We start from the raw sequence: 24,043 nt of genomic DNA, 5'->3' as shown, positions 1-24,043 counted from the left end.
TTGCCAACGCGCGGAGAGCGGCGCGCACGGGAACTCTCAGTCGCGCAGCGCGTTGAAGCGGCCGTGGTGGTAGAGGAGCGGCCGGCCGGCCCCGTCCGGGTCCCCCGCGACCGCCTGCGCGATGACGATCCGGTGGTCGCCGGCGGGCACCCGGGCCACCACACGGCAGACCAGCCAGGCGAGGACGCCGTCGAGCACGGGCACGCCCTCGGGACCGACGCTCCAGCGCGTGCCCTCGCCGAAGCGGTCGGCGCCGCTGCGCGCGAAGGTGGCCGCGAGCTCCTGCTGGTGCTCGCCGAGTATGTGCACGCCGATGAACTCGGCCTCGGAGACCACGGGCCAGCTGGAGGAGCCCGTGCCCACCCCGAAGGAGATCAGCGGGGGCTCGGCGGCGACGGAGTTGAGCGAGGTGGCGGTGAAACCGACCGGCCGCTCGCCGTGCGCGGTGATGACCGCGACACCGGCCGCGTGCCGGCGGAAGACGGAGCGGAGCAGATCGGGAGAGGCCTGCCGGGGTGCGCCGATCGTGGGAACGGTACTGAGCTGGAGGTCCGGAGTGACCGTCATGGAGTTGTCCTTCTGCGCGGGCGTCATGAGAGGGGTCCTGGGGTGGTCAGACACCCGGACAGCGCGCGCTCGCGTTGCGGGCCAGGTCCACGTGGGCCCGGCCGTAGAGAAGGAGTTCTATGGGCACCCCGTCAGGGTGACGATCGATGGACGGTGCAGTCAAGTGCGTACCGGGATGTGGGAGAAGTGTCACGGCGTCAGACGGCCCGGCCCAGGGCGGCGATGACGTCCGCCCTGCGGGGCTGCCCGGCGGCCCTGCGGACGACGCGCCCGGCGGCGTCCAGGACGAGGACGGTGGGGGTACGGGCGATGCCCAGCTCGCGCACCAGGTCGAGCCGCTCCTCCGCGTCGATCTCCACGTGGCCCACGCCCGGCACCATCGCGGCGACCTCGGCGAGGGTCCGGCGGGTGGCCCGGCAGGGCTGGCAGAAGGCCGTCGAGAACTGGACGAGGGTGGCCCGCTCCCCCAGTGCGGCGCCCAGCGCCTCCGGCCCCAGGACCTCGGTCATCCCACTCCCCTTCGCTCACCCGTTCCTCCGGTGCAGCGTCGCACGCCGCCGATCGATTCCCGCCACGACCACCGCGAGTGACGAGAATCTCCCTGTACGAAGCCGTCTGGACTGGTCACGGGGCCCCACATGGGGCACGATCTGCCCAAAGCCGAAAACCTACGGCCGCGTAACTTCGCCGGGAGAACCCGCTCCGGGCACATGAAGAAGAGGTTCCTCTCCGATGGCAGAACTCGTCTATCGACCGGTCGTCGGTGCCGCGCTGACCCTGTTCAAGGCGCTCGACCTGAAGATCGACACGCAGGGTTCGGAGCACATCCCCCGGACGGGAGGGGCGGTGCTCGTGAGCAACCACATCAGCTATCTGGACTTCATCTTCACCGGACTCGCGGCCCTGCCGCAGAAGCGCCTGGTGCGCTTCATGGCGAAGGACTCCGTCTTCAGGCACAAGGTCTCGGGACCGCTCATGCGCGGCATGAAGCACATCCCGGTGGACCGCTCCCAGGGCGAGCACGCCTACAAGCACGCCCTGGAGTCCCTGCGGGCCGGCGAGATCGTCGGCGTCTTCCCCGAGGCGACCATCTCGCAGTCCTTCACCCTGAAGGGCTTCAAGACGGGTGCGGCGCGCCTGGCGCAGGAGGCGGGCGTCCCGCTGATCCCGATGGCGCTCTGGGGCACCCAGCGGCTGTGGACGAAGGGCCGCCCGCGGAACTTCAAGCGGAGCCACATCCCGGTGACCATCCGCGTCGGCGAGCCGGTCGAGGCTCCCGCGGACCAGTACGCGGGCGCGATCACCCGCCGCCTGCGCGAGCGCGTCCAGGAGCTCCTGGAGGCCGCGCAGCGCGCCTACCCGGTGCGCCCGAAGGACGCGAACGACACCTGGTGGATTCCCGCACACCTCGGCGGTACGGCTCCGACGCCGGCCCAGGTCAAGGAAGCCGGCTGACGGAACCGTTCCTGCACCGCCCGTCAGAGCCCGGCCGGCAGCGTCCGCTCCAGTGACGGGCGGTCCGGGGCGGCCTTCAGGGCGGCCAGGACGACCGGGTGCGGCTCGGCGTACAGCTCGGGGTGGTCGACCTCGCCGAGCTCCGGCCGCACGGTCCAGGCGAGGCGTTCCTCGCCCAGCGAGAACCGGGCGTCGATGCCCGGCTTGTTGCCCCGCACGTCCTGGCGGGCCCAGGCGCGCTCACCGGGCAGCAGGACGGCGACCAGGCCGTGGATCACCGGGTCCGAGCCGTCGTCCTCGGTGAGCCGCTGGTAGCAGAGGGCGGCGGGAATGCCGCGGGCCCGCAGGAGCGCGGCGTAGGCGACGGACTTGGCGTAACAGATCCCGGTGCGCCGCCCCAGGACGTCGGAGGCGCGCCAGGTGACGCGGAGATCGCCGGAGTCCATGGAGTGCGGGACGGTGTCGCGGACGAACGCGAAGGCGGCTTCGGCGTATGCGTATGCGTCGGGGTGTGCGTCGGCGAGGCGCTCGGACACCTCCCTGACGAGCGGGTGCTCATGGTCGACGGCCTCGCCCGCCGCGAGATAGGCCTCGATGTCAGGGTTCTGCTGGATCAGTTCCATGCGGGACGACCCTATGAAGACGGCCGGACGGAGTCAATGACTTTCCGTCCGGCCGTATATTCATTCATCCGCGGCTAGCGGGCCATCTCTTCCTTCAGCGCCTGGAGGAAGGCGTCCACGTCGTCCTCCTTGGTGTCGAAGGCGCACATCCAGCGCACATCGCCGGCGGCCTCGTCCCAGAAGTAGAAGCGGAACCGTTCCTGCAGTCGTCGGCTCACCTCGTGCGGAAGGCGGGCGAAGACCGCGTTGGCCTGCACCGGGTAGAGGATCTCCACCCCGTCGACCCCGCGCACGCCGGCGGCGAGGCGCTGGGCCATCGCGTTGGCGTGGCGGGCGTTGCGCAGCCACAGGTCCTTCGCGAGGAGGGCCTCCAGCTGCACCGACACGAAGCGCATCTTCGAGGCGAGCTGCATGGACAGCTTGCGCAGGTGCTTCATGTGGCTGACCGCGTCGGGGTTCAGGACGACGACGGCCTCGCCGAAGAGCATGCCGTTCTTCGTACCGCCGTACGAGATCACGTCCACGCCGACCGCGTTGGTGAACGCGCGCATGGGCACGTCGAGCGAGGCGGCGGCGTTGGCTATCCGGGCCCCGTCGAGGTGCACCTTCATGCCCTTGGCGTGGGCGTGCTCGACGATCGCGCGGATCTCCTCCACCGTGTAGACGGTGCCGAGCTCCGTGTTCTGGGTGATCGAGACCACCTGGGGCATGGCCCGGTGCTCGTCCTCCCAGCCCCAGGCCTGCCGGTCGATGAGCTCGGGGGTGAGCTTGCCGTCCGGGGTGGGGACGGTGAGCAGCTTGAGGCCGCCCATCCGCTCCGGCGCGCCGCCCTCGTCCACGTTGATGTGGGCGGACTCGGCGCAGATCACGGCGCCCCAGCGATCGGTCAGCGCCTGGAGCGCGGTCACGTTCGCCCCGGTCCCGTTGAAGACCGGGAAGGCCTCGGCGGTGGGGCCGAAGTGGCTGTGCATGATCCGCTGGAGGTGCTCGGTGTACTGGTCCTCGCCGTAGGCGACCTGGTGGCCTTCGTTGGCGAGGGCGAGGGCCGCGAGGACCTCGGGGTGGGCGCCGGCGTAGTTGTCGCTGGCGAAGCCCCGGACCGACGGGTCGTGGTGACGACGTGCGTCGGTCCTGGGGCCGAGTGCCGCGGTCACGGCTTGGGGGTCAGCCACAGACGCTGTCCATTCACTTCCTGGGCGGGCTTGTCCCAGAGCCCGGCGATCTCGTCGGCCAGGTCCTTGACGTCGGTGAAGCCCGCGAACTTCGCGTTGGGGCGTTCGGCGCGCATCGCGTCGTGCACCAATGCCTTGATCACCAGGATGGCAGCCGCCGCCTGCGGGCCGTCGTCGCCCCCCAGCTTGCGGAAGGAGTCGGCCATGGCGAGGGTCCAGGCCTCGGCGGCCGCCTTGCCGGCGTTGTACGCGGCGTTGTTGGCGACCGGCTTGTGCGCGCCGGACTGGCTGATCAGGGCGTACCGGCCGCGCCCGCCGGCGCGCAGCAGCCCGTCGTGGAAGGCGAGCGAGGTGTGCTGGACGGTGCGGATCAGGAGCTTCTCCAGGAAGTCCCAGTCCGCGAGGTCGCTCTCCGTGAAGGAGGGGGCCCCGCGCCAGCCGCCGACGAGGTGGACCAGGCCGTCGATCCGGCCGAACTCCTTCTCGGTCTTCGCGGCCCAGTCGCGCGTGGCGTCCAGGTCGAGCAGGTCGACCGTGTCGCCGACGACCTTGGCTCCGCCGTGCGCGTAGCGGGCGGCGTCGACGGCCTCCGCGAGGCGCGCCGGGTCGGCGTCGGAGGCGACGACCGTGGCGCCCGCCTCGGCGAGGCGCAGCAGCGTCGCGCGGCCCGCGGGGCCGGCCGCGCCGGCGACCGCGATGACGGCGCCGTCGAGCGGCCCGCCGTTTCCGTTGGCGTTCATGGGCGACGCCTCCTCGGTGTTCTCGGTGAGGTCGCTCACGCGGCGGCCCGCTCGGTGCTCGGGACGTCGGCGGCGGTGATCCCCTTGGTGTCGGCGATCACGCCCTTCAGCTTCTTGGCGAGGGCCTCAAAGAACATGCTGAGCGGAAACTCGTCCGGAAGCACGTCGTCGACGAGCTTGCGGGGCGGGAGGGACAGGTCGAGGGCGTCGGGACCCTTGGCCCACTTCGATCCCGGGTGGGGGGCGAGGTAGGTGGTGACGAACTCGTACGCCTTGAACCAGTGGACCAGCTTCGGGCGGTCGATGCCCTCGCGGTAGAGGGTCTCGATCTCGGAGCAGAGGCGGTTGGTGACCTCGGGGGCCCGCTCCCAGTCGATCCTGAGGATGTTGTCCGTCCAGCGCACCACGTCGTTCTTGTGGAGGTACGCGAAGAGGAGCTGGCCGCCCAGACCGTCGTAGTTGCGGTTACGGTCGCCGGTGAGCGGGAAGCGGAACATCCGGTCGAAGAGGACCGCGTACTGCACGTCACGGCCGTGCGCGTTGCCCTCGGCCTCCAGCTTCACGGCCTCCTTGAAGGCGGTGAGGTCGCAGCGGAGCTCCTCCAGGCCGTACATCCAGAAGGGCTGGCGCTGCTTGATCATGAAGGGGTCGAAGGGCAGGTCGCCGCGGCTGTGCGCGCGGTCGTGGACCAGGTCCCAGAGCGCGAAGGCCTGCTCGCAGCGCTTCTGGTCGCCGAGCATGACGGCGATGTCCTCGGGCAGCTTCACGCCGAGGGTGTCGACCGCGGCCTCGGTGACCTTGCGGAAGCGCGCGGCCTCGCGGTCGCAGAAGATGCCGCCCCAGGTGAAGCGCTCCGGGACCTCGCGGACGGCGACGGTCTCGGGGAAGAGGACGGCCGAGTTGGTGTCGTACCCGGCGGTGAAGTCCTCGAAGGTGATGCCGCAGAAGCCCGGGTTGTCGTAGCGGGTGCGCTCCAGCTCGGAGAGCCACTCCGGCCAGACCATGCGGAGCACGACGGCCTCGAAGTTGCGGTCCAGGTTGCCGTTCTGCGTGTACATCGGGAAGAGCACGAGGTGCTGGAGCCCGTCGGCACGGCCCGCGGAGGGGTGGAACTCCATGAGGGAGTCCAGGAAGTCCGGCACGGTGAAGCCGCTCTCGACCCACTTGCGCAGGTCCGCGACGAGGGCGCGGTGGTACGCGCCGTCGTGCGGGACGAGCGGGGAGAGCTGCTCGACGGCCGCGACCAGGCGGTCCACGGTCAGCTCGACGAGCGCGCGGGCGGGAGCGCCCTCGGCCTCGAAGTCGATGGAGCCGTCCGCGCTCTGCCAGGGACGGATCTCCTCCACGGCATTCTTGAGCTCGGCCCAAGCCGGGTGGTCGATCACCCGGGCGTCGGTGGCTATACCCCCACCGGTCACGTCCTGCACAAGAATTTCCGTCATGCCTCTTCCTCCACAGGAGAACCTTGCGTCAAAACACCGTAACCGTCGACGCTTCTTTCCCACAAGAGCAGCAAGAGAAATTATCCTGTGCGACCCCCCTGGCGGCAGAAGTTTTTCCTGTCCACCAGGGTCGAAGCCACGCTTCCGCCGTACGGATCAGCCGAGCGGCTTGATCAGCAGCTCGAACTCCAGGTCGTCGCGCTGGGGCAGACCGAACCGCTCGTCGCCGTACGGGAACGGCGTCATCCGGCCCGTGCGCCGGTAGCCTCGCCGCTCGTACCAGGCGATCAGCTCCTCGCGGACGGAGATCACCGTCATGTGCATCTCGCGCGCGTCCCACAGCTCGCGCACGCGGCGCTCGGCCTCCGCGATGATCTGCTTGCCCAGACCCGCGCCCTGCAGCTCGGGCCGGACCGCGAACATGCCGAAGTAGGCGGCCTCGCCCCGGTGCTCCAGCTGGCAGCAGGCGACGAGCTCACCGTCGCGCTCGACGACCAGGAGCCGGCTGCCGGGGGCGGTGATGACCGCGGCCACGCCCTCGGGGTCGGTGCGCTGCCCCTGGAGGATGTCCGCCTCCGTCGTCCAGCCGCCCCGGCTGGCGTCTCCCCGGTAGGCCGACTCGACGAGCGGGACGAGCGCCGGGACGTCGTCGAGGACCGCTTCGCGGTAGCTGATCCGGCCGGTCTCCTGGGACGTGACGGTGTCCATGTAACGGGGCTCCCCTCGGGCGCTGACGATCGGCGTGCGCGATCGTCCCGAGCCTAACGCGCGCACCTTTCGCTCCCCTCGTACACCTGTGCGCGCCCGTGCGCCCGCGTGCGGCGCACGGGCGGCGGGCATCCCTCACGTGAGGGGACGGCGTCGAGGGGGGGTGTGCCGTGCACGGACCGGGCCTGTCCGGGTGGCTGCTGGTCGCGCTGTGCGCGGCGACGGGCGTGTACTGCCTGCTGCGGATGCGCGCCTGCGCCGGTGAGGAGCGGAAGGCCGCGGGCGGTGAGGCGGTGATGGGGTTCGGGATGGCGTTCATGGCGCTGCCCGCCGCCGTCCTGACCCCGCCGGAGTGGGTCCTGCCGGTGTACGCGGCGGTGTTCGGCACGGCGGCGCTCCACGGCCTCCTCGCGGTCCGGCGCGGCGGTCATCATCTGCACCATCTGGTGGGCTCGGTCGCCATGGTCTACATGGCGGTGGCGATGGCGGCTCCGGGCACGGCGGGGGCGCACACGGGGCACACGCCGGGCGCGGCGGGCGGCATACCCGTGCTCACGGGCGGACTCCTCCTCTATTACACGGCGTACGTGCTCCGCTCGGGGACGCGGCTGGTCCCCCTGGCGGCGACCGCCGCGGGCCCCGGCCCCGCCTGGGCGACCCGGCCGGAGCTGACGCTCGCCTGCCGGCTCTCCATGGCGCTGGCGATGCTCGCGATGCTGGTGACCCTGTGAGGCCGGCGACGCGGCGGGCCGATGCCCCCGCGCGATCCGGCCCGGCACAGACACCTTCCGGCCAACCAAACCGTGGCGTACGTCACTTGCCGTCCGCGCCCATACCCCCGGCGAGTACCGCGCTCATAGGCTGACGCCATGTGGGTCTCCCTCGCGCTGTTCCTGCTCGGCGTCCTGACCGCCCTCGCGGCCCCCCGGCTGCTGTCCCGGGCCGACTGGGTGGAGCGAGAACCCGTGGTGGCCCTGTGGGTGTGGCAGTGCGTGGTCGCCGCCGTCCTGCTGAGTTTCGCGCTCTCCATGACCTTCAGCGCCTCCGCGGCCTGGCAGGCCGTCCGCGGGCAGCTGTTCGCCCCCGCGCCGCGCGCGGTGGTCGACGCCTACGAACTCGGCACGTCCGGGCCCTGGTCCGCGGTGCTCGCGGTGGCCCTCGCCGCCGGCGGGCTCTGGTCCGGGGCGATGCTGGGCCGCGAGATCGGCCGGGCCCGCGCCCGGCGCAGGCAGCGCCGCTGCGATCTGCTCGTCCGGTCACCCCTGTTGCCCGGGGAACGGCCGGGCAGCGAGCGGCTCGTCGTCCTGGAGGGAGAGCGGGCCGACGCCTGGTGGATGGGCGGCTCCACGCCGCAGCTGGTCATCACGACGGCGGCGCTCCGCCGCCTCAAGGGCCGTCAGCTGGACGCGGTCCTGGCGCACGAGCAGGGCCACGCACGGGCCCGGCACGACTGGCTCCTGAACGGGTCGGGGGCGCTGGCCGCCGGCTTCCCGGGCATCCCGGTCTTCACCGCCTTCCGCGAGGAGATGCACCGCCTGGTGGAGCTGGCCGCCGACGACGTGGCCTCGCGCCGCTTCGGCCGGCTGACGATCGCGCTCGCGCTGGTCGAACTGAACGAGGACCGCGGGGTGTTCGGCCCCGGGCCGGGCCCCGCCGCCGATCTGCCGCAGCGCGTGAACCGGCTGCTGACCGCCGCGCCCCGGCTCACCGCCGGGCGCCGGCTCCGGCTGACGGCCGCCGCGTCCCTGGTGCCCGTGGTCCCCGTGCTCGTGGCCTTCGCTCCGGCGCTCAGCGCGCTGGGATAGCGGCAGCCGGGTGGGGCGCACGGCGGACGGGACGCGGACGGCGACGCGCGACGGCCGCACGGAGGACGGCCCGGAGCTGATCGTCGGGCAGGATCGGCGCATGCGTTCCTCCGCCGTGATCTCCGGGGTCCTCGCCTCGGCCCTGCTCGTGCTCGTCGTCGCGGGGTGGTCGCCACTGCTCTCCGTCGACCGCTCGGTCGCCGAGGCGCTCCACCGCAGCGCCCTGGCCCATCCCGGGTTCACCCACGCCAACCGTGTCCTCAGCGACTGGGTCTGGGACCCGTGGACGATGCGCGCCCTGGCCGCCGGCGCCACCGTGCTGCTGTGGTGGCGGCGGGAGCGGCGGGCGGCCCTGTGGGTGGCGGGGACCAGCCTCCTGGCCGTCGGACTCCAGCAGGCCCTCAAGGCCCTGGTGGGGCGGGAGCGGCCGCAGTGGACCGACCCCGTCGACTCGGCAAGGTACGCCGCCTTCCCGTCGGGCCACGCGATGACGGCGACGGTCACCTGCGGGCTGCTGCTGTGGGTCCTCGCCCTGCACTGGCGGGAGGAGTGGCGCGGCTGGGGCACTCTGGCGGGCGCCGCCGCCGTCTCGGTGCTCGGGGTCGGCTGGACGCGGGTCTATCTGGGGGTGCACTGGCCCTCGGACGTCGTCGAGGGCTGGCTGCTCGGCTGGTGCTGCGTGGCCGCGGCGGTGCTCACGTACCGGTGGAGCGAGCGGCGCGGAGCGGCCGGGCTCTCCCCCGGGAACGGTGGCGGCGGCGCGGGGAGCAGCGGGAGCAGAATGGGAGAAAGACGATGAAGCCGCCTGTTCTGGACGATCCCCCGTGTCGCCCAGAACAGACGGCATCCCCGGCGGTATGCCACACGGGCATGCCGACGGAATGCGCCGAGTATATTGGCTCGCAGCCAGTCAACGCAGGAGTCCAGCATGTCCCCGCGTAGCCCATCGGTCAATGAAGAGCTTCGGCGGCGTTCGCGGGAGCGGATTCTCCAGGCCACCGTGGACCTTGTCGACGCTCACGGCTACGAGGCGACCACGCTCGGTGACATAGCGGAGCGGGCCGGTACGGCGCGGGGGCTGATCTCGTACTACTTCCCCGGCAAGCACGTACTGCTCCAGGCGGCGGTGCACCGGCTGATGCACCTCACCCTGGCGGAGGCGCTGGAACGGGAGCCGCGCACGGACGACGGCCGCGAGCGGCTGGCGCGGGCGATCGACGCGATCCTGGGGCTGGCGGTGACGCGGCCCACCCTGATGCGGACCCACATGGCGGGCATCCTGCAGGCCGACGGGTTCGTGCAGTGCGAGGAGCAGCAGCGCCTGGCGTTCCTGCTGCGGGACACGGTCACGCGGTACGGCTCCGCGGACGTGGACACGGACTACCCGATGCTGCGCGCGCTGCTGATGGGTTCGGTGGTGGCGGTGCTGCTGCCGGGGGCCCCGATGCCGCTGGCGCGCCTGCGGTGGGAGCTGTTCCAGCGGTACGGCCTCGACTGGGAGGCGGGCATGCCGCCGGACGGGGGTCCGCCCGACGGCACGCCTCGGTCATGACACGGTGATCAGTGCTTGAAGTCGTCGAAGTAGTCCGGCTGGGTCTGGACGTTGAGCTGGTCCATCCGGATCCGCTTCGCCGGGTCCGTACGACGGTCGGAGAGCTTCAGGACGTCGAAGCCCTTCGCGATGTCGTTCGAGTAGATGTGGCCGTTGTAGTAGTACGCGGACCACGAGCCGCCCGTCGTGATGGTGGTGGCGGACAGCGGGCCGCGCTCGAAGTAGGCGATCTCCTTCGGGGCGGACGAGTCGGTGAAGTCCCAGACGGAGACGCCGCCCTGGTACCAGGCCTGGACCATGAGGTCCTTGCCCTTGACCGGGATCAGTGAGCCGTTGTGGGCGACGCAGTTCTCGGTGTCGGCCTGGTGGCGCGGGATCTTGAAGTAGCTGCGGAAGACGAGCTTGCGCTTGTCGCCCTTGCCGACGATGTCGTAGATGCCGTCGGCACCCCGGTTCGGGCCGACCACGGCGTTGCAGGTGGCAGCGCCGCCGCCGCCGAGCTCGTCGGTGAAGACGACCTTGTTCGCCTTCTGGTTGAAGGTCGCGGAGTGCCAGAACGCGAAGTTGACGTTGTCCTGGACCCGGTCGATCACCCGCGGGTGCTCGGGGTCCTCGATGTCGAAGAGGATGCCGTCACCCATGCAGGCGCCGGCCGCGAGGTCCTTCTCCGGCAGCACGGTGATGTCGTGGCAACCGGTGGTCTTGGAGACGCCCGGGTTGGTGGGACCGCCCGGGTTGCCGCCGCCGTCCGGGCCCTCGCCCGGGAAGAGGACGGGGAAGTTGACGACGGCCGCCTTCTCGGGGGCCTTGCGCGGCACCTTGATGACGGAGATGCCGTCGTGCGGGGGCTGGCAGTCCGGGAAGGCCGCGTTGGGCGAGTAGGAGGAGACGTAGACGTACACGTTCTTGCCCTTGGGCAGGATCGTGTGGGTGTGCGAACCGCAGGCGGTCTCGACGGCGGCGACGTACTTCGGGTTGGCGATGTCGCTGATGTCGAAGATCTTCATGCCCTCCCAGGATTCCTTCACCGAGGCGGGCTGCGTCGTGCTGGCGCACGAGTTGTCGCTCCGGGAGGAGTCGGTGGAGAGGAAGAGCAGGTTCCCGGAGACGGAGATGTCGTTCTGGGAACCCGGGCAGAGGACCTGCGCGACGGTCTTCGGGGCCTTCGGGTTGCTGATGTCGTAGATCCGGAAGCCGTCGTAGTTGCCGGCGAAGGCGTACTTGCCCTGGAAGGCGAGGTCCGTGTTGAGGCTCTGGAGAGCCTCCTTGGGGACGTTCGCGAGGTGCTCGATGTTCTGGCTGTGGACTATCTCGTCCACGCCGGGTATCTCACCGCTCTGGATGGCGGAGCGCGCCTCGGCCGCCTGCTGGGAGGAGACGGCGCCCTGTGCGGGGCCGGCGTCTCCGGGGTCGGGGGTGGCGGCCGCGGGGCCTGCCGCGAGCAGTGTGGCCAGCAGCCCGGCGGCAGCGGATGCCACGCCCAGGCGTCTGAACCGGGCACGCGGGTCGCGCGTGTCGGACGTGGTACGCGGGGTACGCAACGAAGTCACTCCGTCCTCCCTGGTATCCGTTCAGCTGTGAACGGGTGTTGGACCCCGGCAGTATCTTCCGTGGCGTGCACATCTCAACAGATGGCAACACAGACGTAATGAAGGTTTTTGATCGGTCCCTGCGAGAAAGGTGCTAGGAACGGTCACTGTCCCCGCAAGAAAATCTGGAGGTCGCGTTGTTGATCCGCCGTCAGCGTGCCGTCGTCGCCGTGGCCCTGTCCGCCGTCGCCGTACTCGCCCTGAGTGCCTGCGAGTCGGGGCCCGACAAGGGCGCGCCGCAGGCCGGGGCCTCGACCGGTCCCGCGGTGGTGGCACCGGGGAAGCCCGGCGAACCGGCCCGGCGGATATCCCCGGAGGAGGCCGCGCGGCTGCTCCCGGACGAGAGCCCGAACGGCGCGGACTTCCGGTACGCGCAGATGATGATCGCGCACCACCGGCAGGCCCTGACGATGACCGCCCTGGCACCGGACCGGGCGTCCTCGCCCGCGGTGAAGAAGGTCGCCGAGCGGATCTCGGCGTCGCAGCGGCCGGAGATCGACGCGATGGAAGGTTGGCTGAAAAACAACGGTGGTCCGCGCGAACAGGGCACCCACGACCATCACTCGATGCCGGGCATGGCGTCCGAGGCCCAGCTGAAGGAGTTGCGGAGCGCGAAGGGCAAGGCCTTCGACGAGCTCTTCCTGAAGCTCATGATCACGCACCACGAAGGGGCCGTGACGATGGCCGCCGAGGTACTGAGCGAGGGGAACAACGTCCTCGTGGAGGAGATGGCGAACGACGTGATCGCCCAGCAGACCTCGGAGATCAACCGGATGCGCTCCCTCTAGCCGCGCTCCCTCCAGGGGGAACGGGGAGGGGCGCCGGCCGTCAGCCCGTCTCTCCCACGCGCCCGTCCTGGGCGTCGGCGGCGGCCAGGACGGAGTCGAGGAGACCGGGGAAGAGGGCGTCGAGGTCGCTCCTGCGCAGGCAGTTGAGCTTGGCCGTGCCCCGGTACATCTGCTGGATGACACCGCTCTCACGGAGCACCCGGAAGTGGTGCGTGGTCGTGGACTTGGTCACCGGGAGGTCGAAGTACGAGCAGCTGAGTTCGGTGCTCTCGCGCGCCATGTCCCGCACGATCCGAAGGCGCACGCTGTCCGCGAGGGCGTGCAGCACCTCTTCGAGGCGGATCTGGTCACGCGTGGGGTGCTCGAGGACGCGCGCGTTGGTGGTGGTCGTCATGGCGGCGGCTCCACTTCATCCGGGATGCGGTCCATTGTACGAGGGCTCTCGTAGTTTGACAGGCGCCGTACTACGATGGTTATCGTACGAGGACCTTCGAGGCACCCCGAAACGGAGTCCGTCATGAGCGTCGCCCTCTTCGAGCCGTTCACCCTGCGTTCCCTGACCGTGCCCAACCGCGTCTGGATGGCGCCCATGTGCCAGTACTCGGCGGAGGCGAGCGGACCGAACGCGGGGGTCGCCGGGGACTGGCACTTCGCCCACTACGCGGCCCGCGCCACCGGCGGCGCCGGGCTGATCCTCGTCGAGGCGACCGCCGTCGCCCCCGAGGGCCGGATCAGCCCGGCGGACCTCGGCCTCTGGAACGACGCGCAGATCGAGGGACTGCGCCGGATCTCCGGATTCCTCAAGGAGCACGGCACCGTGCCCGGCATCCAGATCGGCCACGCCGGACGCAAGGCCTCCACCAACCGCCCCTGGGAGGGCCGCGGCCCGGTCGACGCGTCCGAGGGCTGGCAGCCCGTCGGCCCGAGCCCCGTCGCGTTCGCGGAGGGCCACCCGGTGCCGACCGAGCTGACCGCGGAACGGATCCGGGAGATCACCGGCCGGTTCGCGGACGCGGCCCGACGCGCCCTGGAAGCCGGCTTCGAGGTCCTGGAGGTGCACGGCGCGCACGGCTACCTCATCGGCGAGTTCCTCTCCCCGCACAGCAACCACCGCACGGACGCGTACGGCGGCTCGTTCGAGAACCGGACCCGCCTCGCCCTGGAGGTCGTCGACGCCGTGCGCGCCGTCTGGCCCGAGGAACTGCCCCTCCTCTTCCGGATCTCCGCGACCGACTGGCTGGAGGAGCGGGGCTGGACGGCCGACGAGACCGTCCGGTTCGCCGCCCTCCTGCGCGAGCACGGCGTCGACCTCCTCGACGTCTCCAGCGGCGGCAACGGCGGACCGGCCGAGATCCCGGTGGGCCCCGGCTACCAGGTGCCCTTCGCCGCCCGCGTCAGGGCGGAGACCGGGCTGCCCGTCGCCGCCGTCGGCCTGATCACCGAGAGCGGGCAGGCCGAGAAGATCCTCGCCGACGGCGAGGCCGACGCGGTCCTCCTCGGCCGCGAGCTGCTGCGCGACGCCTCCTGGCCGCGCCGCGCCGCCCGCGAACTGGGCGCGGAGACCCCGGCCCCGCCGCAGTACGCCTGGGCGATCTGACCGCGCCGGCGGGGCGGGCCGAGAGGCCGGCGCGGGTCGCGGGGCGGGCGCCGTCTCCGGGTGGGGCCTCCGGTGCCGGGGCTGCCACGGCGGGGCAGGCGCCGTCTCCGATCGGCGCCCCCGGGTGCCGGGGCTGCCACGGCAGGGCGGGTGCCGGGGCCGGAGTGTCTCCGGGAGCCGTTGTCAGTGGCCGGGTGCAGACTGGCCCGTATCCGCGACAACGGCGTCCTGGAGGTGGCAGCCATGCCCGACGTACTCCTCACCGTAGGCACCCGCAAGGGCCTCTTCATCGGCCGGCGACACGACGGGCGGTGGGAGTTCGACGATCCCTCCTTCCCCGCCCAGGCGGTCTACTCCGTCGCCATCGACACCCGGCGGCCGACCCCGCGGCTGCTCGTGGGCGGGGACAGCAGCCACTGGGGCCCCTCCGTCTTCCACTCCGACGACCTCGGCAGGAGCTGGACCGAACCGGCCCGGCCGGCGGTGAAGTTCCCCGAGGACACCGGGGCCTCCCTGGAGCGCGTCTGGCAGCTCCACCCGGCGCCGCAGCACTCCCCCGACGTCGTGTACGCGGGGACCGAGCCGGCCGCGCTCTTCCGGTCGGCGGACGGCGGCGAGTCCTTCGAGCTGGTCCGCCCCCTCTGGGAGCATCCGACGCGCTCGCGGTGGGTGCCCGGCGGAGGCGGCGAGGCCGTGCACACCGTCGTCACCGACCCGCGCGACCCGGAGGCGCTGACGGTCGCGGTGTCGACCGCGGGGGTCTTCCGCTCGCGGGACGGCGGGGCGGCGTGGGCGCCCTCCAACCAGGGGGTGTCCGCCGTCTTCCTGCCCGACCCGGACCCCGAGTTCGGGCAGTGCGTCCACAAGATCGCCCAGGACGCGGGCGACAGGGACCGGCTCTACCTCCAGAACCACTGGGGGGTCTTCCGCAGCGACGACGCGGGCGCGAGCTGGTCCGACATCGGCTCGGGGCTCCCCTCCGACTTCGGGTTCGCGATCGCCGCGCACCCGCACCGCCCCGACACCGCCTACGTCTTCCCGATCACCGCCGACTCCGACCGGGTCCCGGCGGACCACCGCTGCCGCGTCTACCGCACGACGGACGCGGGCGAGACCTGGGAGCCGCTGTCCCGGGGGCTGCCCGAGGGCGACCACTACGGCACCGTGCTGCGGGACGCGCTCTGCACGGACGACGCGGATCCGGCGGGCGTCTACTTCGGCAACCGGAACGGCGAGCTGTACGCGAGCGCCGACGACGGGGACAGCTGGCGGCTGCTCGCGGAGCACCTGCCGGACGTGCTGTGCGTGCGGGCGGCGGTGATCTGACGGAATTCCGGATTCCGCCGGGGATGGTCAAGTACCGGTAAGTAGAGGGGAGTTCGTTCGCACAGCTATGCGATCATGAGGCCGCTCTCCCGGCCGTCGGCCGGGGCCTCCCTGATTGCAGAGGACCATGAAGCCCAGCCTGTTCTCCCACGCCCGCCGCGGCCTGCTCGTGCTCGCGGCCACCATCGGCATGCTCTTCGGACTCACGGCCGCTCCCGCGCAGGCCCAGGACCTCGTCCTCGACGGCATATTCGAGCTCCAGCCCCTCCACACCTCCGGCAAGTGCCTGGAGGTCGCCGACTGGAGCCAGGCGAACGGCGCCGCGGTGCGCCAGTGGGACTGCACCGGCAAGCCCAACCAGCGGTGGGCGCGGTACTACGCGCCCGGTTCCTCCACCGGCCCCTACTGGTACAAGAACCTGAACAGCAACAAGTGCCTGGAGATCAAGGACTGGGCCACGTACAACGGCGCCCTGGCCGACCAGTGGGACTGCCACTACGGCGCCAACCAGACCTGGTACGGCAACTCCGGCCAGATCTACCCCGACTTCAACTACGCGTCGAGCAAGTGCCTGGAGATCGCCGACTGGCGCACCGACAACGGCGCCCCGGCGCGGCTGTGGGACTGCACCTACCGGCCCAACTCCAACCAGAACTTCTACTTCAAGCGGGTCTGACCCACTCCCGGGGCGCCGGTCCGTCCGGCGCCCCTCCCGGCATCAGGGCAGGCGCCAGTCCACCGGCTGGGCGCCCATGCCGAGGAGCATCTCGTTCGCCCGGCTGAACGGGCGGGAGCCGAAGAAGCCCCGGTCCGCCGACATCGGGGACGGGTGCGCGGACTCGACCGCCGGCAGGTTCCCCAGGAGCGGACGGGCCCTGCGGGCGTCGCTTCCCCAGAGGATCGACACCAGGGGCTTGCCCCGGGCGGCCAGCGCGCGGATGGCCTGCTCGGTGACCTCTTCCCAGCCCTTGCCCCGGTGGGCGCCCGCCTTGCGCGGGGCCGTGGTCAGCGCCCTGTTGAGCAGCAGGACTCCCTGGCGGGTCCACGGCGTCAGGTCGCCGTTCGACGGCCGGGGCAGACCGAGGTCGGTGTGCAGCTCCCGGAAGATGTTCTCCAGGCTGGGGGGCAGCGAGCGGACCTCGGGCGCGACCGAGAAGCTGAGCCCCATCGGCATCCCCGGCGTGTGATACGGATCCTGACCCACGATCAGGACCCGCACCTCGTCGAAGGGCTGCTGGAAGGCCCGCAGCACGTTCGGCCCGGACGGGAGGTACGTCCGGCCCGCGGCGATCTCCGCCCGCAGGAAGTCGCCCATCGCGGCGACACGCCCCGCGACGGGGCTCAGGGCCTCCGCCCAGCCGGGCTCCACCAGTTCGTTCAAGGGTCGCGCTGTCACGGTCCGTCACTCTACCGGCCTACACCGACAGCCCGGTCCGACCCGGACCCCGGGCCACCCCCTAGACTCCGCGCACTCCCCCGCTCGACCTGTCGTGAGGACGGTGCACCGTGGCTTCCGTGAATGATTCCTCCGAAGACCTCGTCGTCGGCGTCGACTCCGGTGGATCGGGGCTCCGCGTCGCCCTGGCCGAGGCGGCGAGCGGCACCGTGCTGGAGACCGTCTCCTCCCGGGAACCGGTGCGGACGGGACCCGGCGGGATCTCCGCCGGTCACTTCCTGGAGCAGGTCCTGCCCGCCGTCGCCGCCCTGCGGGAGCGGGCCGGCGCGCGGCCGGTGGCCGCCGCGGCCGTGGGCGCCGCGGGGATGGCGACCCTCGGGGACGAGCTGCGGGCCGAACTGCCGGGCGCCCTCGCGGAGGCGTGGGGCGTGCGCCGGCTCGCCCTCGCGGCCGACGCGGTCACCGCGTACGCCGGGGCGCTCGGTCAGCGGCCGGGAGCCGTCGTGGCGGGCGGTACGGGTCTGATCGCGCTCGGCACGGATCTGACGTCCTGGCGGCGGGCCGACGGCTGGGGGCACCTCCTCGGCGACTGCGGCAGCGGCGCCTGGATCGGCCGGGCGGGCCTGGAGGCGGCGATGCGCGCGCACGACGGGCGGCGCGGAGGCTCGGCGGCGCTCCTGGGCCTGGCCGAGAAGCTCTTCGGACCGGCGGCGGGACTGCCGGGCGTGCTCTACCCGCGTACGGACCGGCCCGCGGTGCTGGCCTCCTTCGCCCCCGAGGTGGGGCGGTGCGCCGCGGTGGATCCCGTGGCGGCCGGCATCCTCGCGCGGGCCGGCGCGCACATCGCCGAGGCCGCCGAGGCCGCGTGCCCGGTGGAGCCGGGAGCCCTGGTGGCCCTCACCGGGGGGCTCTTCAAGATGGGCGAGCCCCTGCTCGCCCCCCTGCGGACCGCCCTCGGAGAGCTGCTGCCGCGGGCCCGGACCGTGGAACCGGCCGGAGACCCGCTCGCCGGGGCGGTCACCCTCGCCTCCGCGCTCGCCGACGGCACCCTGCGCCTGCCGGAAGACCCCTCGCTGCTCCGGGTGTTCGACACCAAGGCCGCCTAGGCAGGGCCGTCCGCCCAGGTGGGAGGCGGTGCGCCGGAGCGGGCGCGGGCCCGGAGGGGGTGGTGGGGGAAGGCCGGCGGAGCGGGCGCGGAGGGGAAGCGGAACGGAAGCCGCGATCGAGAGCGGACATAGGGGGGCAGAAGGCGCGTGACCGCACCTCAGCCAACTGCGCGGCGGGCGAAACCAGTAGCATGCGGCGCCATGAGCTCCCCCACTGGGCCTGCTTCCGGCCTGCCTGTACGAATGCCTCGACCCCGCCAGTCCGGGCGGCACCGTCGCCCCGAACCCGCGGCGGCGCCCGAGGGCGCTCCCGCGCTGGTTCTCGCCGTGCCCGGCGCGCCGTCCGCCGCCATACGCTCGCTGGCCGAAGAGGTCGTGAGCATCGCCCGCTCCGAGCTGCCCGGCCTGGAGGCCGCGATCGGCTTCCTCGAGGGCGACGACACCGAGTACCCCTCGCTCGCGACCGTCCTCACGGCGACCGCCACGCTGCGCACCGAGCGGTACGAGCTGGCCCTGGCCGCCGGCCGCGAGGCCACCGCCCCGACGGGCCCCGCCGCGGTCGTCGTCCCGCTGCTCGCGGGCCCGGACAGCGCCCAGATGCGCCAGGTGCGCCAGGCCCTGATGGACGGCGGCAACACCGCCGAGCTGACCGACGTCCTCGGCCCGCACCCGCTGCTCGCCGAGGCGCTGCACGTGCGTCTCTCCGAGGCCGGTCTGGCCCGCGCCGACCGCGCCCGCCTCTTCACGGTCGCGACGGCCGCCGACGGCATCATCCTGGCCACCGTCGGTGGCGAGGAGGCCGTGCAGGCCGCCGGCATCACCGGCATGCTGCTCGCCGCCCGCCTGGCCGTCCCGGTGATGGCCGCCGCGCTCGACCAGGAGGGTTCCATCGCCTCCGTGGCCGAGCAGCTGCGCGCCGCCGGCGCGGAGCAGCTGGCCCTCGCCCCGTACCTGATCGGCCCCGAGCTGGCCGACGGCCTCCTCGACGAGGCGTCGAAGGAGGCGGGCTGCGCCGCCGCCGAGCCGCTGGGTGCCTACCCGGCCATCGGCAAGCTGGTGCTCTCGCAGTACACGGCCGCGCTGGGCATCCCGCCGCAGCAGCCGCAGGGCGCGCCCTCGCTCTGAGGCCGCGCGACGGCCGGCGACCCCCGGTCGTACGGAAGGGCCCGCTCCGGATTCATCCGGTGCGGGCCCTTCGTCGTGTCCGGCGGAACCGGCCGGCTCAGCCGAGGACGACGCAGGAGGCGGCGGGCGCCTCGATCGCGCCCGCGCGGGACGGGATGCCCGTGTCCGGGTCGAGGGTGAACCAGGTGACGTCGCCGGAGCGCTCGTTCGCCGCGTACAGACGCCGCCCGGAGGGGTCCAGGGTCAGGTCGCGGGGCCAGGTGCCGCCGCAGGGCACGGTGGCGACGAGACGGGCCTCGGCGCCGTCCGCCCCGAGGGCGAGGACGGCGAGGGTGTCGTCGCCGCGCACGGCGGCCCAGAGGAAGCGGCCGTCGGAGGCGACGACCACCTCGGAGGGGTAGCTGGGGCCGGTCGTGCCCTCGGGGACGACCGGGGTCTCGCCGAGCGGTTCGAGCGCGCCCCGGGCGGCGTCCCAGCGGCAGACGGTGAGGGTGGGCTCCAGCTCGTTCAGGACGTAGGCGTGCGTGCCGGCCGGGTGGAAGGCGAGGTGGCGCGGTCCGGTGCCGGGGCGCAGCGCGGTCTCGCCGTGGAGGCGGAGCTCCCCCGTCGCGGGGTCGAGGGCGCAGATCCGTACGGAGTCGGTGCCGAGGTCCACGCTGACGACCCAGTCACCGCTGGGATCGGGGAGGACCTGGTGGGCGTGCGGGCCGCCCTGGCGGTCGGCGACGGGGCCGCTGCCCTCGTGCCGCAGGACCGCCGAGGCGGGGCGGGCGGTGCCGTCCCCGGCCAGGGGCAGGGCGGTGACGCTGCCGGAGGTGTAGTTGGCGGTGAGGAGGTGTCCGGCGGCGAGCGCGAGATGGGTGGGGCCCGCGCCGTCGACGGGGACGGGGGCGCCGAGCGGCCGGGGTGCGGGTCCGGTGACGTCGAAGGCGGCGACGGCGCCCGCCCGGGTCTCGGACACGGCGTGGAGCACGGCTCCTTCGAGGGCGAGGAAGGACGGGTCGGCGACGGCGTCACTGACCCCGGTGACGGTCAGCGCGCCCGTCTCCTCGTCCACGTCGGCGGCGAGGACGCCGCGGCCCCCCGCCGAGGTGAAGGAGCCGATGTACGCCCGTACCCCGTTCCGGCCCTGATCCGTCCCTGTGCCGCCCACGGCGCCTCCCCAGTCCCCGCGGCCGGTCGCGGTCGACCGGCCGTCGTCTCGTCGGGCCGACGGTAGCAGGCGGTCTAGACCAGAGCGGAGGGGTTCCGGACCTCAGGGGGACGGACCTCGGGGCAGGCCTCAGGGCTCGCCCCGGGACGGGCCTCGGGGCGGACCTCGGCACGGACCTCGGCACGGACCTCGGGACGGGCCTCGGGGCGGCCCTCAGGAAGAGACCTCAGGAACGCACCACCCACGCACCCGGCGGAGTGCGCAGCGGAGCGTCCAGCTCGGTGAGCACGCGAGCGAGCCCCCTGGCGTGGGCGAGAGCGGGCGCGCCCGCGTGGACGTCGCTCTCGCTCCGGTGATGAGCGTCCGGCTCCACCGCGGCCCCGTCGCGCGAGGTGAGGGCTTCCACGGCCGCCTCGACCCGCCAGCAGGCGGCGGCCAGGCGGGCGTCGTGACCGGCGTCCGGGTCGGCGGCCACGGAGACGAGTCCCCGCACCTCTCCGGCCGCCTCGTCGAGGAGCCCGAGGACTCGGCGGGCCCGCTGCTTCCTCCCCCGGAAGGGGTTCAGCGGATGCACGAGCGGAGCCAGCGAGAGCCGTACGCGCCCGAGCAGCGCCTCCAGCTCGGCGGCGTGCGGCGTCGGGTCGGCGGCCTGCTCGCCGGCGAGACGCCGGACGGACGCCGACGTCGCGGACCGGACGCAGAGGAGCGCGCGCTGGATCCACGCGTCGTTCGTGGTGTGCGTCCGGACGGGAAGGACCAGCGTCACGGCGAGACCGGCGCACACGGCCCCGACGCCGGTCTCGGCCACGCGCAGGAGGAGCAGCGCGCCGTCCAGCACCCCGAGCAGCCCGTAGAGCAGGCTGGCCATCACGGTGACCGCGAGGATCATCCAGCTGTACGACACGGCGGCGGTGTAGAAGATCCCGAACACGCACACGGCGACCAGCACCGCGGTGAGGGCGGGCGCGCCGCCGCCCAACGGGACGGCGACGAGGAACCCGCCGGCGATGCCGGTGACCGTGCCGAGGACCCGGCGGAAGCCCCGTACGAGCGTCTCGCCCCGTGAGGACGTGTTGACGAAGATCCACCAGACGGTGCCGACGGCCCAGTACCAGCGCTCCTCCGAGAGGAACTGTCCGATGACGAGGGCCGCCCCCGAGGCGACGGCGACCTGGACGGCCTGGCGGGTGGTGGCCCGGGCGAGTCCCGTCCCGGCGAGGGCGGCGGGCACGGCCGGCGGCGGGACCCGGCGCTCGATGGGCCACAGCACGAAGCGCACGGTGGCGGCCGCGCCCAGGGCGATGCCGGTGGCCGCGTACAGCTCGGGGAGCTGGGCGGGGAGGGCGTGCAGGAACTGGGTCACGAAGAACTGCATGAAGGCGAAGATGCCGAGCGCGTGGCCGCGCGGCCCCCAGCGGCGCGCGTACACGCCCGCGAAGATCACGAGCAGCCAGGCCGCGTCGCGCACGAGCGGCGCGCCGTGCAGGAGCGCCGCGAGGGCGAGCACGGGGAAGCCGACCGTCGGCAGCAGGGCGGTGGTGACGGCCTGACGGCGCACCGTGGGGTCGCCGACCGTGAACAGGGCGAGCAGTGCGGCGAGGCCTGCGGTGATGGACGCGACGAGGGACAGACCGAGCAGCTCGGCCAGGGCGACCGCGAGCGCGACGCCGAGGACGGCACGGAGCGAGATCCTGAGCCGGACGAGCCCCGGATCCGGGGCCATGAAATACGTGTGTACGGCGGCCAATCCCGCCCCCCTTGATCTGTTCCTCACCGCGCACGAGGCTCCCCTGGGGTGGTGGGGGCTCGGACACGACGAAGGCACCGCGGGCCGGTCCGGCCTCGTCGCCGGACGGCGCTGCGCGGCGCCGAAGGTGTGTGATGGCTACAAGGATAGACAGAGGGGGGTACAGCGGCTCAACCGACGGGCGAAACGGTGGGCCAATGGCCCACCGCCGTGGCGGCGGGAGTGACCGGACGGAGCCATTGGCCCATGCCGCCCGTACCGGATCCGGCGGCGACGCGCGGGATCCGGCCGGGCTGCCGCCCCTTACCCCCGCCCCGGGACCGTCGTCGCCGCCTGCTCGAAGCGGAGGTAGCGTTCGGCGGACCGGGCCAGGACCTCGTTGCCCCGGGAGGTGACGACCCGGTGCCACCAGGCGCCGTAGATCCGCTCGAAGCGGTGGCCGGCGAGCAGGTCCGCCGCCGCGCGGACCGCCTCCGGGCGCTCCGGGATGTGGTTGGGGTAGCTGTACATGAAGGACACCCAGCGGTTGTCCGGGCAGACGTTGACCACGTCGCCGGTGAACAGCGCCCCGTCGCCCGCGCTCCAGTGCAGCACCGCGCTGCCCGGGAAGTGCACGCCCGGGTTGATGAGGGTCACCTCGTCGGTGAGCCGGAGCGTGCGCCCGTTCCAGAACCGCACGGCCGGGTCCGGCCGGCCCACCCAGCTCCGGTCGGCCTCGTGCACATGGACCGGCGCGTCGAAGGCGTGCGCCCACTCCACCATCGAGGAGTAGAAGTGCGGGTGGCTGATCGCGATGTGGTCGACGCCGCCGAGCTCCTCGACCGCCCGCACCATCGCGTCGTCGAGGTACGGCACGCAGTCCCACAGCACGTTCCCGGCGGCGGTGCGCAGCAGGAGGGCCCGCTGGCCGATGGCGAACTGCGGGGTGACGCCGATGCCGAGCACGCCGGGCCCCTGCTCCTCGAAGCGGCCGCCGTGGCCCTCCTCGCGCAGCCCGTCGAGCGTCGTCCACCGCTGGCCGCCGGGGCCCAGGTACTGGCGCTCGTCCAGGCAGACGGGACAGTCCGGGCGCGCGTCGGCGTACTGGGTGCCGCAGGCGCGGCAGATCGGGGGTGCCGGGACGGCGGTGTCAGCCACGGGTGCCTCCGGCGATCTCGGTGAGGACGTACGGGCGGCTCGGCCGCCAGCCCAGCTCGTCGACGGCGCGCCGTCCCGACACGACCTGGTCGAGGGCGAGCGCCTCGGCGAACGGGACCCCGAGCACCTCGGCGGCTTCGGCGAGCGGCCAGGGCTCGGCCCGGCCGGTGCCGCCCGCGGCGATGTCGGCGGCCGCCGCGATCGCGGCGGCCGGGACGGACTCCCACGCCACGCCGTGCAGGAGGTCGCCCGGGGCGGCCTTGGAGAGCGCGAGGGCGTACAGCTCGGCGAGGTCGTCGACGTGCACCATCGGCCAGCGGGTCGCGACCGGGCCCACGTAGCGGCCCGTGCCGTGCTCCCGGGCCCAGCCGGTCATCAGGGCGGGGATGCCGCCGTCCCGGCCGTACACGATGCCCGGGCGTATCACCACGGCCCGCACGTCGTCCCCGGCGGTGGCCAGCACGCGCTGCTCGATCCGCGGCCGGTAGCCGACGATCGCGATGGGGTCGGTGCCGGCGTCCTCGGTCAGCGGGACGTCCCCGGTGGCGCCGAGCACCCACACGCCGCTGGTGTAGACGAACGCCCGGCCCGTGCCGCGCAGCGGCGCGAGCAGGGCCTCCAGGGCGGCGGTGTCCACCGCCTCGTCGCCGGTCGGCGTGGCCAGGTTGACCACTGCGTCCACGTCGTCCGTCACCGCCGCGCGCAACGAGGCCGGGTCGGCCAGGTCGCCGACCCGCACCGGCGCGTCCGGATGCAGCGCGGCGGCGTTCTTGACCAGGGGCACCACGTCGTGGCCCTCCCGCGTCAGTCGCGACACCACCGCGGAGCCGATGTAACCCGTGGCACCGAGCACCAGAACCTTCATGAACCCTCCCATGCGGACGTTTCTCGAACGGGAGAACAGTAGGAACGGCGCCGGGCCCCGCGGATCCGTCGAACGACCGGGGTGTGTACCGGCGTTCGTACGCGGCAGGACCGGAGGCCGACCCGGTCGACGTGGGTGCTGCCCGGCCAC

25 protein-coding genes are annotated in these 24,043 nt (G+C 72.9%); 11 read left to right on the top strand and 14 right to left on the bottom strand.

Annotation, left to right across the window (positions count from 1 at the left end):
- Window positions 1-36: 36 nt before the first annotated feature.
- Window positions 37-567 (bottom strand): flavin reductase family protein, encoded by a 531-nt coding sequence (locus IE237_RS22890; RefSeq protein WP_189804015.1) that lies wholly within the window; start codon window positions 565-567, stop codon window positions 37-39.
- A 197-nt stretch (window positions 568-764) separates the two neighbouring features.
- A complete protein-coding gene (locus tag IE237_RS22885) occupies window positions 765-1,076 on the bottom strand; it encodes a TlpA family protein disulfide reductase (protein ID WP_030686007.1) in 312 nt (103 codons plus the stop codon).
- Between the two features lie 223 nt (window positions 1,077-1,299).
- Between IE237_RS22885 and IE237_RS22880 the strand changes: the two genes are divergently transcribed.
- Entirely contained in the window at window positions 1,300-2,022 is a 723-nt protein-coding gene (locus tag IE237_RS22880; protein ID WP_189803937.1) for a lysophospholipid acyltransferase family protein, read from the top strand.
- Window positions 2,023-2,045: 23 nt separating this feature from the next.
- Here the strand turns inward: IE237_RS22880 and IE237_RS22875 are convergent, their stop codons facing one another.
- The 5 genes from IE237_RS22875 to IE237_RS22855 all read right to left on the bottom strand — a co-directional run bounded on the left by IE237_RS22875 (window position 2,046) and on the right by IE237_RS22855 (window position 6,707).
- On the bottom strand, window positions 2,046-2,645 hold the full coding sequence (locus IE237_RS22875) for a transglutaminase-like domain-containing protein (RefSeq protein ID WP_189803936.1): 600 nt from the start codon (window positions 2,643-2,645) through the stop codon (window positions 2,046-2,048).
- 74 nt (window positions 2,646-2,719) lie between these two features.
- Window positions 2,720-3,799 carry a threonine aldolase family protein gene (locus tag IE237_RS22870; RefSeq protein WP_189803935.1) on the bottom strand — a complete coding sequence of 360 codons (1,080 nt, stop codon included), beginning with the start codon at window positions 3,797-3,799 and terminating at the stop codon, window positions 2,720-2,722.
- Window positions 3,796-4,557 carry an SDR family oxidoreductase gene (locus IE237_RS22865; protein ID WP_189803934.1) on the bottom strand — a complete coding sequence of 254 codons (762 nt, stop codon included), beginning with the start codon at window positions 4,555-4,557 and terminating at the stop codon, window positions 3,796-3,798. The genes IE237_RS22870 and IE237_RS22865 overlap by 4 nt, the downstream gene beginning before the upstream one ends.
- A 35-nt stretch (window positions 4,558-4,592) precedes the next feature.
- The gene (locus IE237_RS22860) at window positions 4,593-5,999 is read right to left on the bottom strand and encodes a DUF6421 family protein (RefSeq protein WP_189803933.1); all 1,407 of its coding nucleotides are present in this window, start codon (window positions 5,997-5,999) and stop codon (window positions 4,593-4,595) included.
- A gap of 156 nt (window positions 6,000-6,155) precedes the next feature.
- Window positions 6,156-6,707, bottom strand: a complete 552-nt coding sequence (locus IE237_RS22855; RefSeq protein WP_189803932.1) for a GNAT family N-acetyltransferase — start codon at window positions 6,705-6,707, stop codon at window positions 6,156-6,158.
- Window positions 6,708-6,877: 170 nt separating this feature from the next.
- Here IE237_RS22855 and IE237_RS22850 point away from each other — a divergent pair, with 170 nt between their 5' ends.
- The 4 genes from IE237_RS22850 to IE237_RS22835 all read left to right on the top strand — a co-directional run bounded on the left by IE237_RS22850 (window position 6,878) and on the right by IE237_RS22835 (window position 10,064).
- Window positions 6,878-7,438: a DUF5134 domain-containing protein gene (locus tag IE237_RS22850; protein ID WP_189803931.1), complete on the top strand. Its 561-nt coding sequence runs from the start codon at window positions 6,878-6,880 to the stop codon at window positions 7,436-7,438.
- A gap of 138 nt (window positions 7,439-7,576) precedes the next feature.
- Window positions 7,577-8,512: a M56 family metallopeptidase gene (locus tag IE237_RS22845; protein ID WP_189803930.1), complete on the top strand. Its 936-nt coding sequence runs from the start codon at window positions 7,577-7,579 to the stop codon at window positions 8,510-8,512.
- 100 nt (window positions 8,513-8,612) lie between these two features.
- The gene (locus tag IE237_RS22840) at window positions 8,613-9,311 is read left to right on the top strand and encodes a phosphatase PAP2 family protein (RefSeq protein ID WP_189803929.1); all 699 of its coding nucleotides are present in this window, start codon (window positions 8,613-8,615) and stop codon (window positions 9,309-9,311) included.
- 129 nt (window positions 9,312-9,440) lie between these two features.
- On the top strand, window positions 9,441-10,064 hold the full coding sequence (locus IE237_RS22835) for a TetR/AcrR family transcriptional regulator (protein WP_189803928.1): 624 nt from the start codon (window positions 9,441-9,443) through the stop codon (window positions 10,062-10,064).
- 8 nt (window positions 10,065-10,072) lie between these two features.
- On the opposite strand, the gene IE237_RS22830 is transcribed toward IE237_RS22835, so the two are convergent.
- Window positions 10,073-11,614, bottom strand: a complete 1,542-nt coding sequence (locus IE237_RS22830; protein WP_189803927.1) for an LVIVD repeat-containing protein — start codon at window positions 11,612-11,614, stop codon at window positions 10,073-10,075.
- 176 nt (window positions 11,615-11,790) lie between these two features.
- On the opposite strand from IE237_RS22830, the gene IE237_RS22825 reads away from it, so the two are divergent.
- Window positions 11,791-12,441: a DUF305 domain-containing protein gene (locus IE237_RS22825; RefSeq protein ID WP_189803926.1), complete on the top strand. Its 651-nt coding sequence runs from the start codon at window positions 11,791-11,793 to the stop codon at window positions 12,439-12,441.
- Window positions 12,442-12,481: 40 nt separating this feature from the next.
- Here IE237_RS22825 and IE237_RS22820 read toward each other — a convergent pair whose 3' ends face one another.
- Entirely contained in the window at window positions 12,482-12,835 is a 354-nt protein-coding gene (locus IE237_RS22820) for an ArsR/SmtB family transcription factor (RefSeq protein ID WP_189803925.1), read from the bottom strand.
- A gap of 123 nt (window positions 12,836-12,958) precedes the next feature.
- Between IE237_RS22820 and IE237_RS22815 the strand changes: the two genes are divergently transcribed.
- The 3 genes from IE237_RS22815 to IE237_RS22805 all read left to right on the top strand — a co-directional run bounded on the left by IE237_RS22815 (window position 12,959) and on the right by IE237_RS22805 (window position 16,040).
- Window positions 12,959-14,038 carry an NADH:flavin oxidoreductase/NADH oxidase gene (locus IE237_RS22815; RefSeq protein ID WP_189803924.1) on the top strand — a complete coding sequence of 360 codons (1,080 nt, stop codon included), beginning with the start codon at window positions 12,959-12,961 and terminating at the stop codon, window positions 14,036-14,038.
- A 243-nt stretch (window positions 14,039-14,281) separates the two neighbouring features.
- On the top strand, window positions 14,282-15,364 hold the full coding sequence (locus IE237_RS22810; protein WP_189803923.1) for a WD40/YVTN/BNR-like repeat-containing protein: 1,083 nt from the start codon (window positions 14,282-14,284) through the stop codon (window positions 15,362-15,364).
- Window positions 15,365-15,491: 127 nt separating this feature from the next.
- The gene (locus IE237_RS22805) at window positions 15,492-16,040 is read left to right on the top strand and encodes an RICIN domain-containing protein (protein WP_189803922.1); all 549 of its coding nucleotides are present in this window, start codon (window positions 15,492-15,494) and stop codon (window positions 16,038-16,040) included.
- A gap of 42 nt (window positions 16,041-16,082) precedes the next feature.
- Here IE237_RS22805 and IE237_RS22800 read toward each other — a convergent pair whose 3' ends face one another.
- The gene (locus tag IE237_RS22800; protein ID WP_189803921.1) at window positions 16,083-16,760 is read right to left on the bottom strand and encodes a uracil-DNA glycosylase; all 678 of its coding nucleotides are present in this window, start codon (window positions 16,758-16,760) and stop codon (window positions 16,083-16,085) included.
- Window positions 16,761-16,870: 110 nt separating this feature from the next.
- Here IE237_RS22800 and IE237_RS22795 point away from each other — a divergent pair, with 110 nt between their 5' ends.
- Together IE237_RS22795 and IE237_RS22790 are read left to right on the top strand one after the other, a co-directional pair.
- Window positions 16,871-17,866 (top strand): N-acetylglucosamine kinase, encoded by a 996-nt coding sequence (locus IE237_RS22795; RefSeq protein WP_189803920.1) that lies wholly within the window; start codon window positions 16,871-16,873, stop codon window positions 17,864-17,866.
- Window positions 17,867-18,067: 201 nt separating this feature from the next.
- Window positions 18,068-18,991 carry a sirohydrochlorin chelatase gene (locus tag IE237_RS22790; protein WP_189803919.1) on the top strand — a complete coding sequence of 308 codons (924 nt, stop codon included), beginning with the start codon at window positions 18,068-18,070 and terminating at the stop codon, window positions 18,989-18,991.
- Window positions 18,992-19,088: 97 nt separating this feature from the next.
- Here the strand turns inward: IE237_RS22790 and IE237_RS22785 are convergent, their stop codons facing one another.
- The 4 genes from IE237_RS22785 to IE237_RS22770 form a co-directional block, all read right to left on the bottom strand.
- Window positions 19,089-20,144 carry a lactonase family protein gene (locus IE237_RS22785; protein WP_189803918.1) on the bottom strand — a complete coding sequence of 352 codons (1,056 nt, stop codon included), beginning with the start codon at window positions 20,142-20,144 and terminating at the stop codon, window positions 19,089-19,091.
- 226 nt (window positions 20,145-20,370) lie between these two features.
- The gene (locus IE237_RS22780; RefSeq protein WP_189803917.1) at window positions 20,371-21,867 is read right to left on the bottom strand and encodes an FUSC family protein; all 1,497 of its coding nucleotides are present in this window, start codon (window positions 21,865-21,867) and stop codon (window positions 20,371-20,373) included.
- Between the two features lie 327 nt (window positions 21,868-22,194).
- On the bottom strand, window positions 22,195-23,028 hold the full coding sequence (locus tag IE237_RS22775; protein ID WP_189803916.1) for an MBL fold metallo-hydrolase: 834 nt from the start codon (window positions 23,026-23,028) through the stop codon (window positions 22,195-22,197).
- Window positions 23,021-23,893 carry an NAD-dependent epimerase/dehydratase family protein gene (locus IE237_RS22770; protein ID WP_189803915.1) on the bottom strand — a complete coding sequence of 291 codons (873 nt, stop codon included), beginning with the start codon at window positions 23,891-23,893 and terminating at the stop codon, window positions 23,021-23,023. Before IE237_RS22770 ends, IE237_RS22775 begins: the two co-directional genes overlap by 8 nt.
- Between the last annotated feature and the right edge of the window lie 150 nt (window positions 23,894-24,043).

Source organism: Streptomyces tanashiensis (assembly GCF_014648895.1).
GTDB classification, from domain to species: Bacteria; Actinomycetota; Actinomycetes; order Streptomycetales; family Streptomycetaceae; genus Streptomyces; species Streptomyces tanashiensis.
Note: the sequence above shows the minus strand (reverse complement) of the source record. Positions and strands in the feature narration are given on the sequence as shown.

Coding starts and splice junctions, on each gene's coding strand:
- IE237_RS22890 (WP_189804015.1), bottom strand. CDS start 567: ATGACGGTCACTCCGGACCTCCAGCTCAGTACCGTTCCCACGATCGGC.
- IE237_RS22885 (WP_030686007.1), bottom strand. CDS start 1,076: ATGACCGAGGTCCTGGGGCCGGAGGCGCTGGGCGCCGCACTGGGGGAG.
- IE237_RS22880 (WP_189803937.1), top strand. CDS start 1,300: ATGGCAGAACTCGTCTATCGACCGGTCGTCGGTGCCGCGCTGACCCTG.
- IE237_RS22875 (WP_189803936.1), bottom strand. CDS start 2,645: ATGGAACTGATCCAGCAGAACCCTGACATCGAGGCCTATCTCGCGGCG.
- IE237_RS22865 (WP_189803934.1), bottom strand. CDS start 4,557: ATGAACGCCAACGGAAACGGCGGGCCGCTCGACGGCGCCGTCATCGCG.
- IE237_RS22860 (WP_189803933.1), bottom strand. CDS start 5,999: ATGACGGAAATTCTTGTGCAGGACGTGACCGGTGGGGGTATAGCCACC.
- IE237_RS22855 (WP_189803932.1), bottom strand. CDS start 6,707: ATGGACACCGTCACGTCCCAGGAGACCGGCCGGATCAGCTACCGCGAA.
- IE237_RS22845 (WP_189803930.1), top strand. CDS start 7,577: ATGTGGGTCTCCCTCGCGCTGTTCCTGCTCGGCGTCCTGACCGCCCTC.
- IE237_RS22840 (WP_189803929.1), top strand. CDS start 8,613: ATGCGTTCCTCCGCCGTGATCTCCGGGGTCCTCGCCTCGGCCCTGCTC.
- IE237_RS22835 (WP_189803928.1), top strand. CDS start 9,441: ATGTCCCCGCGTAGCCCATCGGTCAATGAAGAGCTTCGGCGGCGTTCG.
- IE237_RS22820 (WP_189803925.1), bottom strand. CDS start 12,835: ATGACGACCACCACCAACGCGCGCGTCCTCGAGCACCCCACGCGTGAC.
- IE237_RS22815 (WP_189803924.1), top strand. CDS start 12,959: ATGAGCGTCGCCCTCTTCGAGCCGTTCACCCTGCGTTCCCTGACCGTG.
- IE237_RS22810 (WP_189803923.1), top strand. CDS start 14,282: ATGCCCGACGTACTCCTCACCGTAGGCACCCGCAAGGGCCTCTTCATC.
- IE237_RS22805 (WP_189803922.1), top strand. CDS start 15,492: ATGAAGCCCAGCCTGTTCTCCCACGCCCGCCGCGGCCTGCTCGTGCTC.
- IE237_RS22790 (WP_189803919.1), top strand. CDS start 18,068: ATGAGCTCCCCCACTGGGCCTGCTTCCGGCCTGCCTGTACGAATGCCT.
- IE237_RS22780 (WP_189803917.1), bottom strand. CDS start 21,867: ATGGCCCCGGATCCGGGGCTCGTCCGGCTCAGGATCTCGCTCCGTGCC.
- IE237_RS22770 (WP_189803915.1), bottom strand. CDS start 23,893: ATGAAGGTTCTGGTGCTCGGTGCCACGGGTTACATCGGCTCCGCGGTG.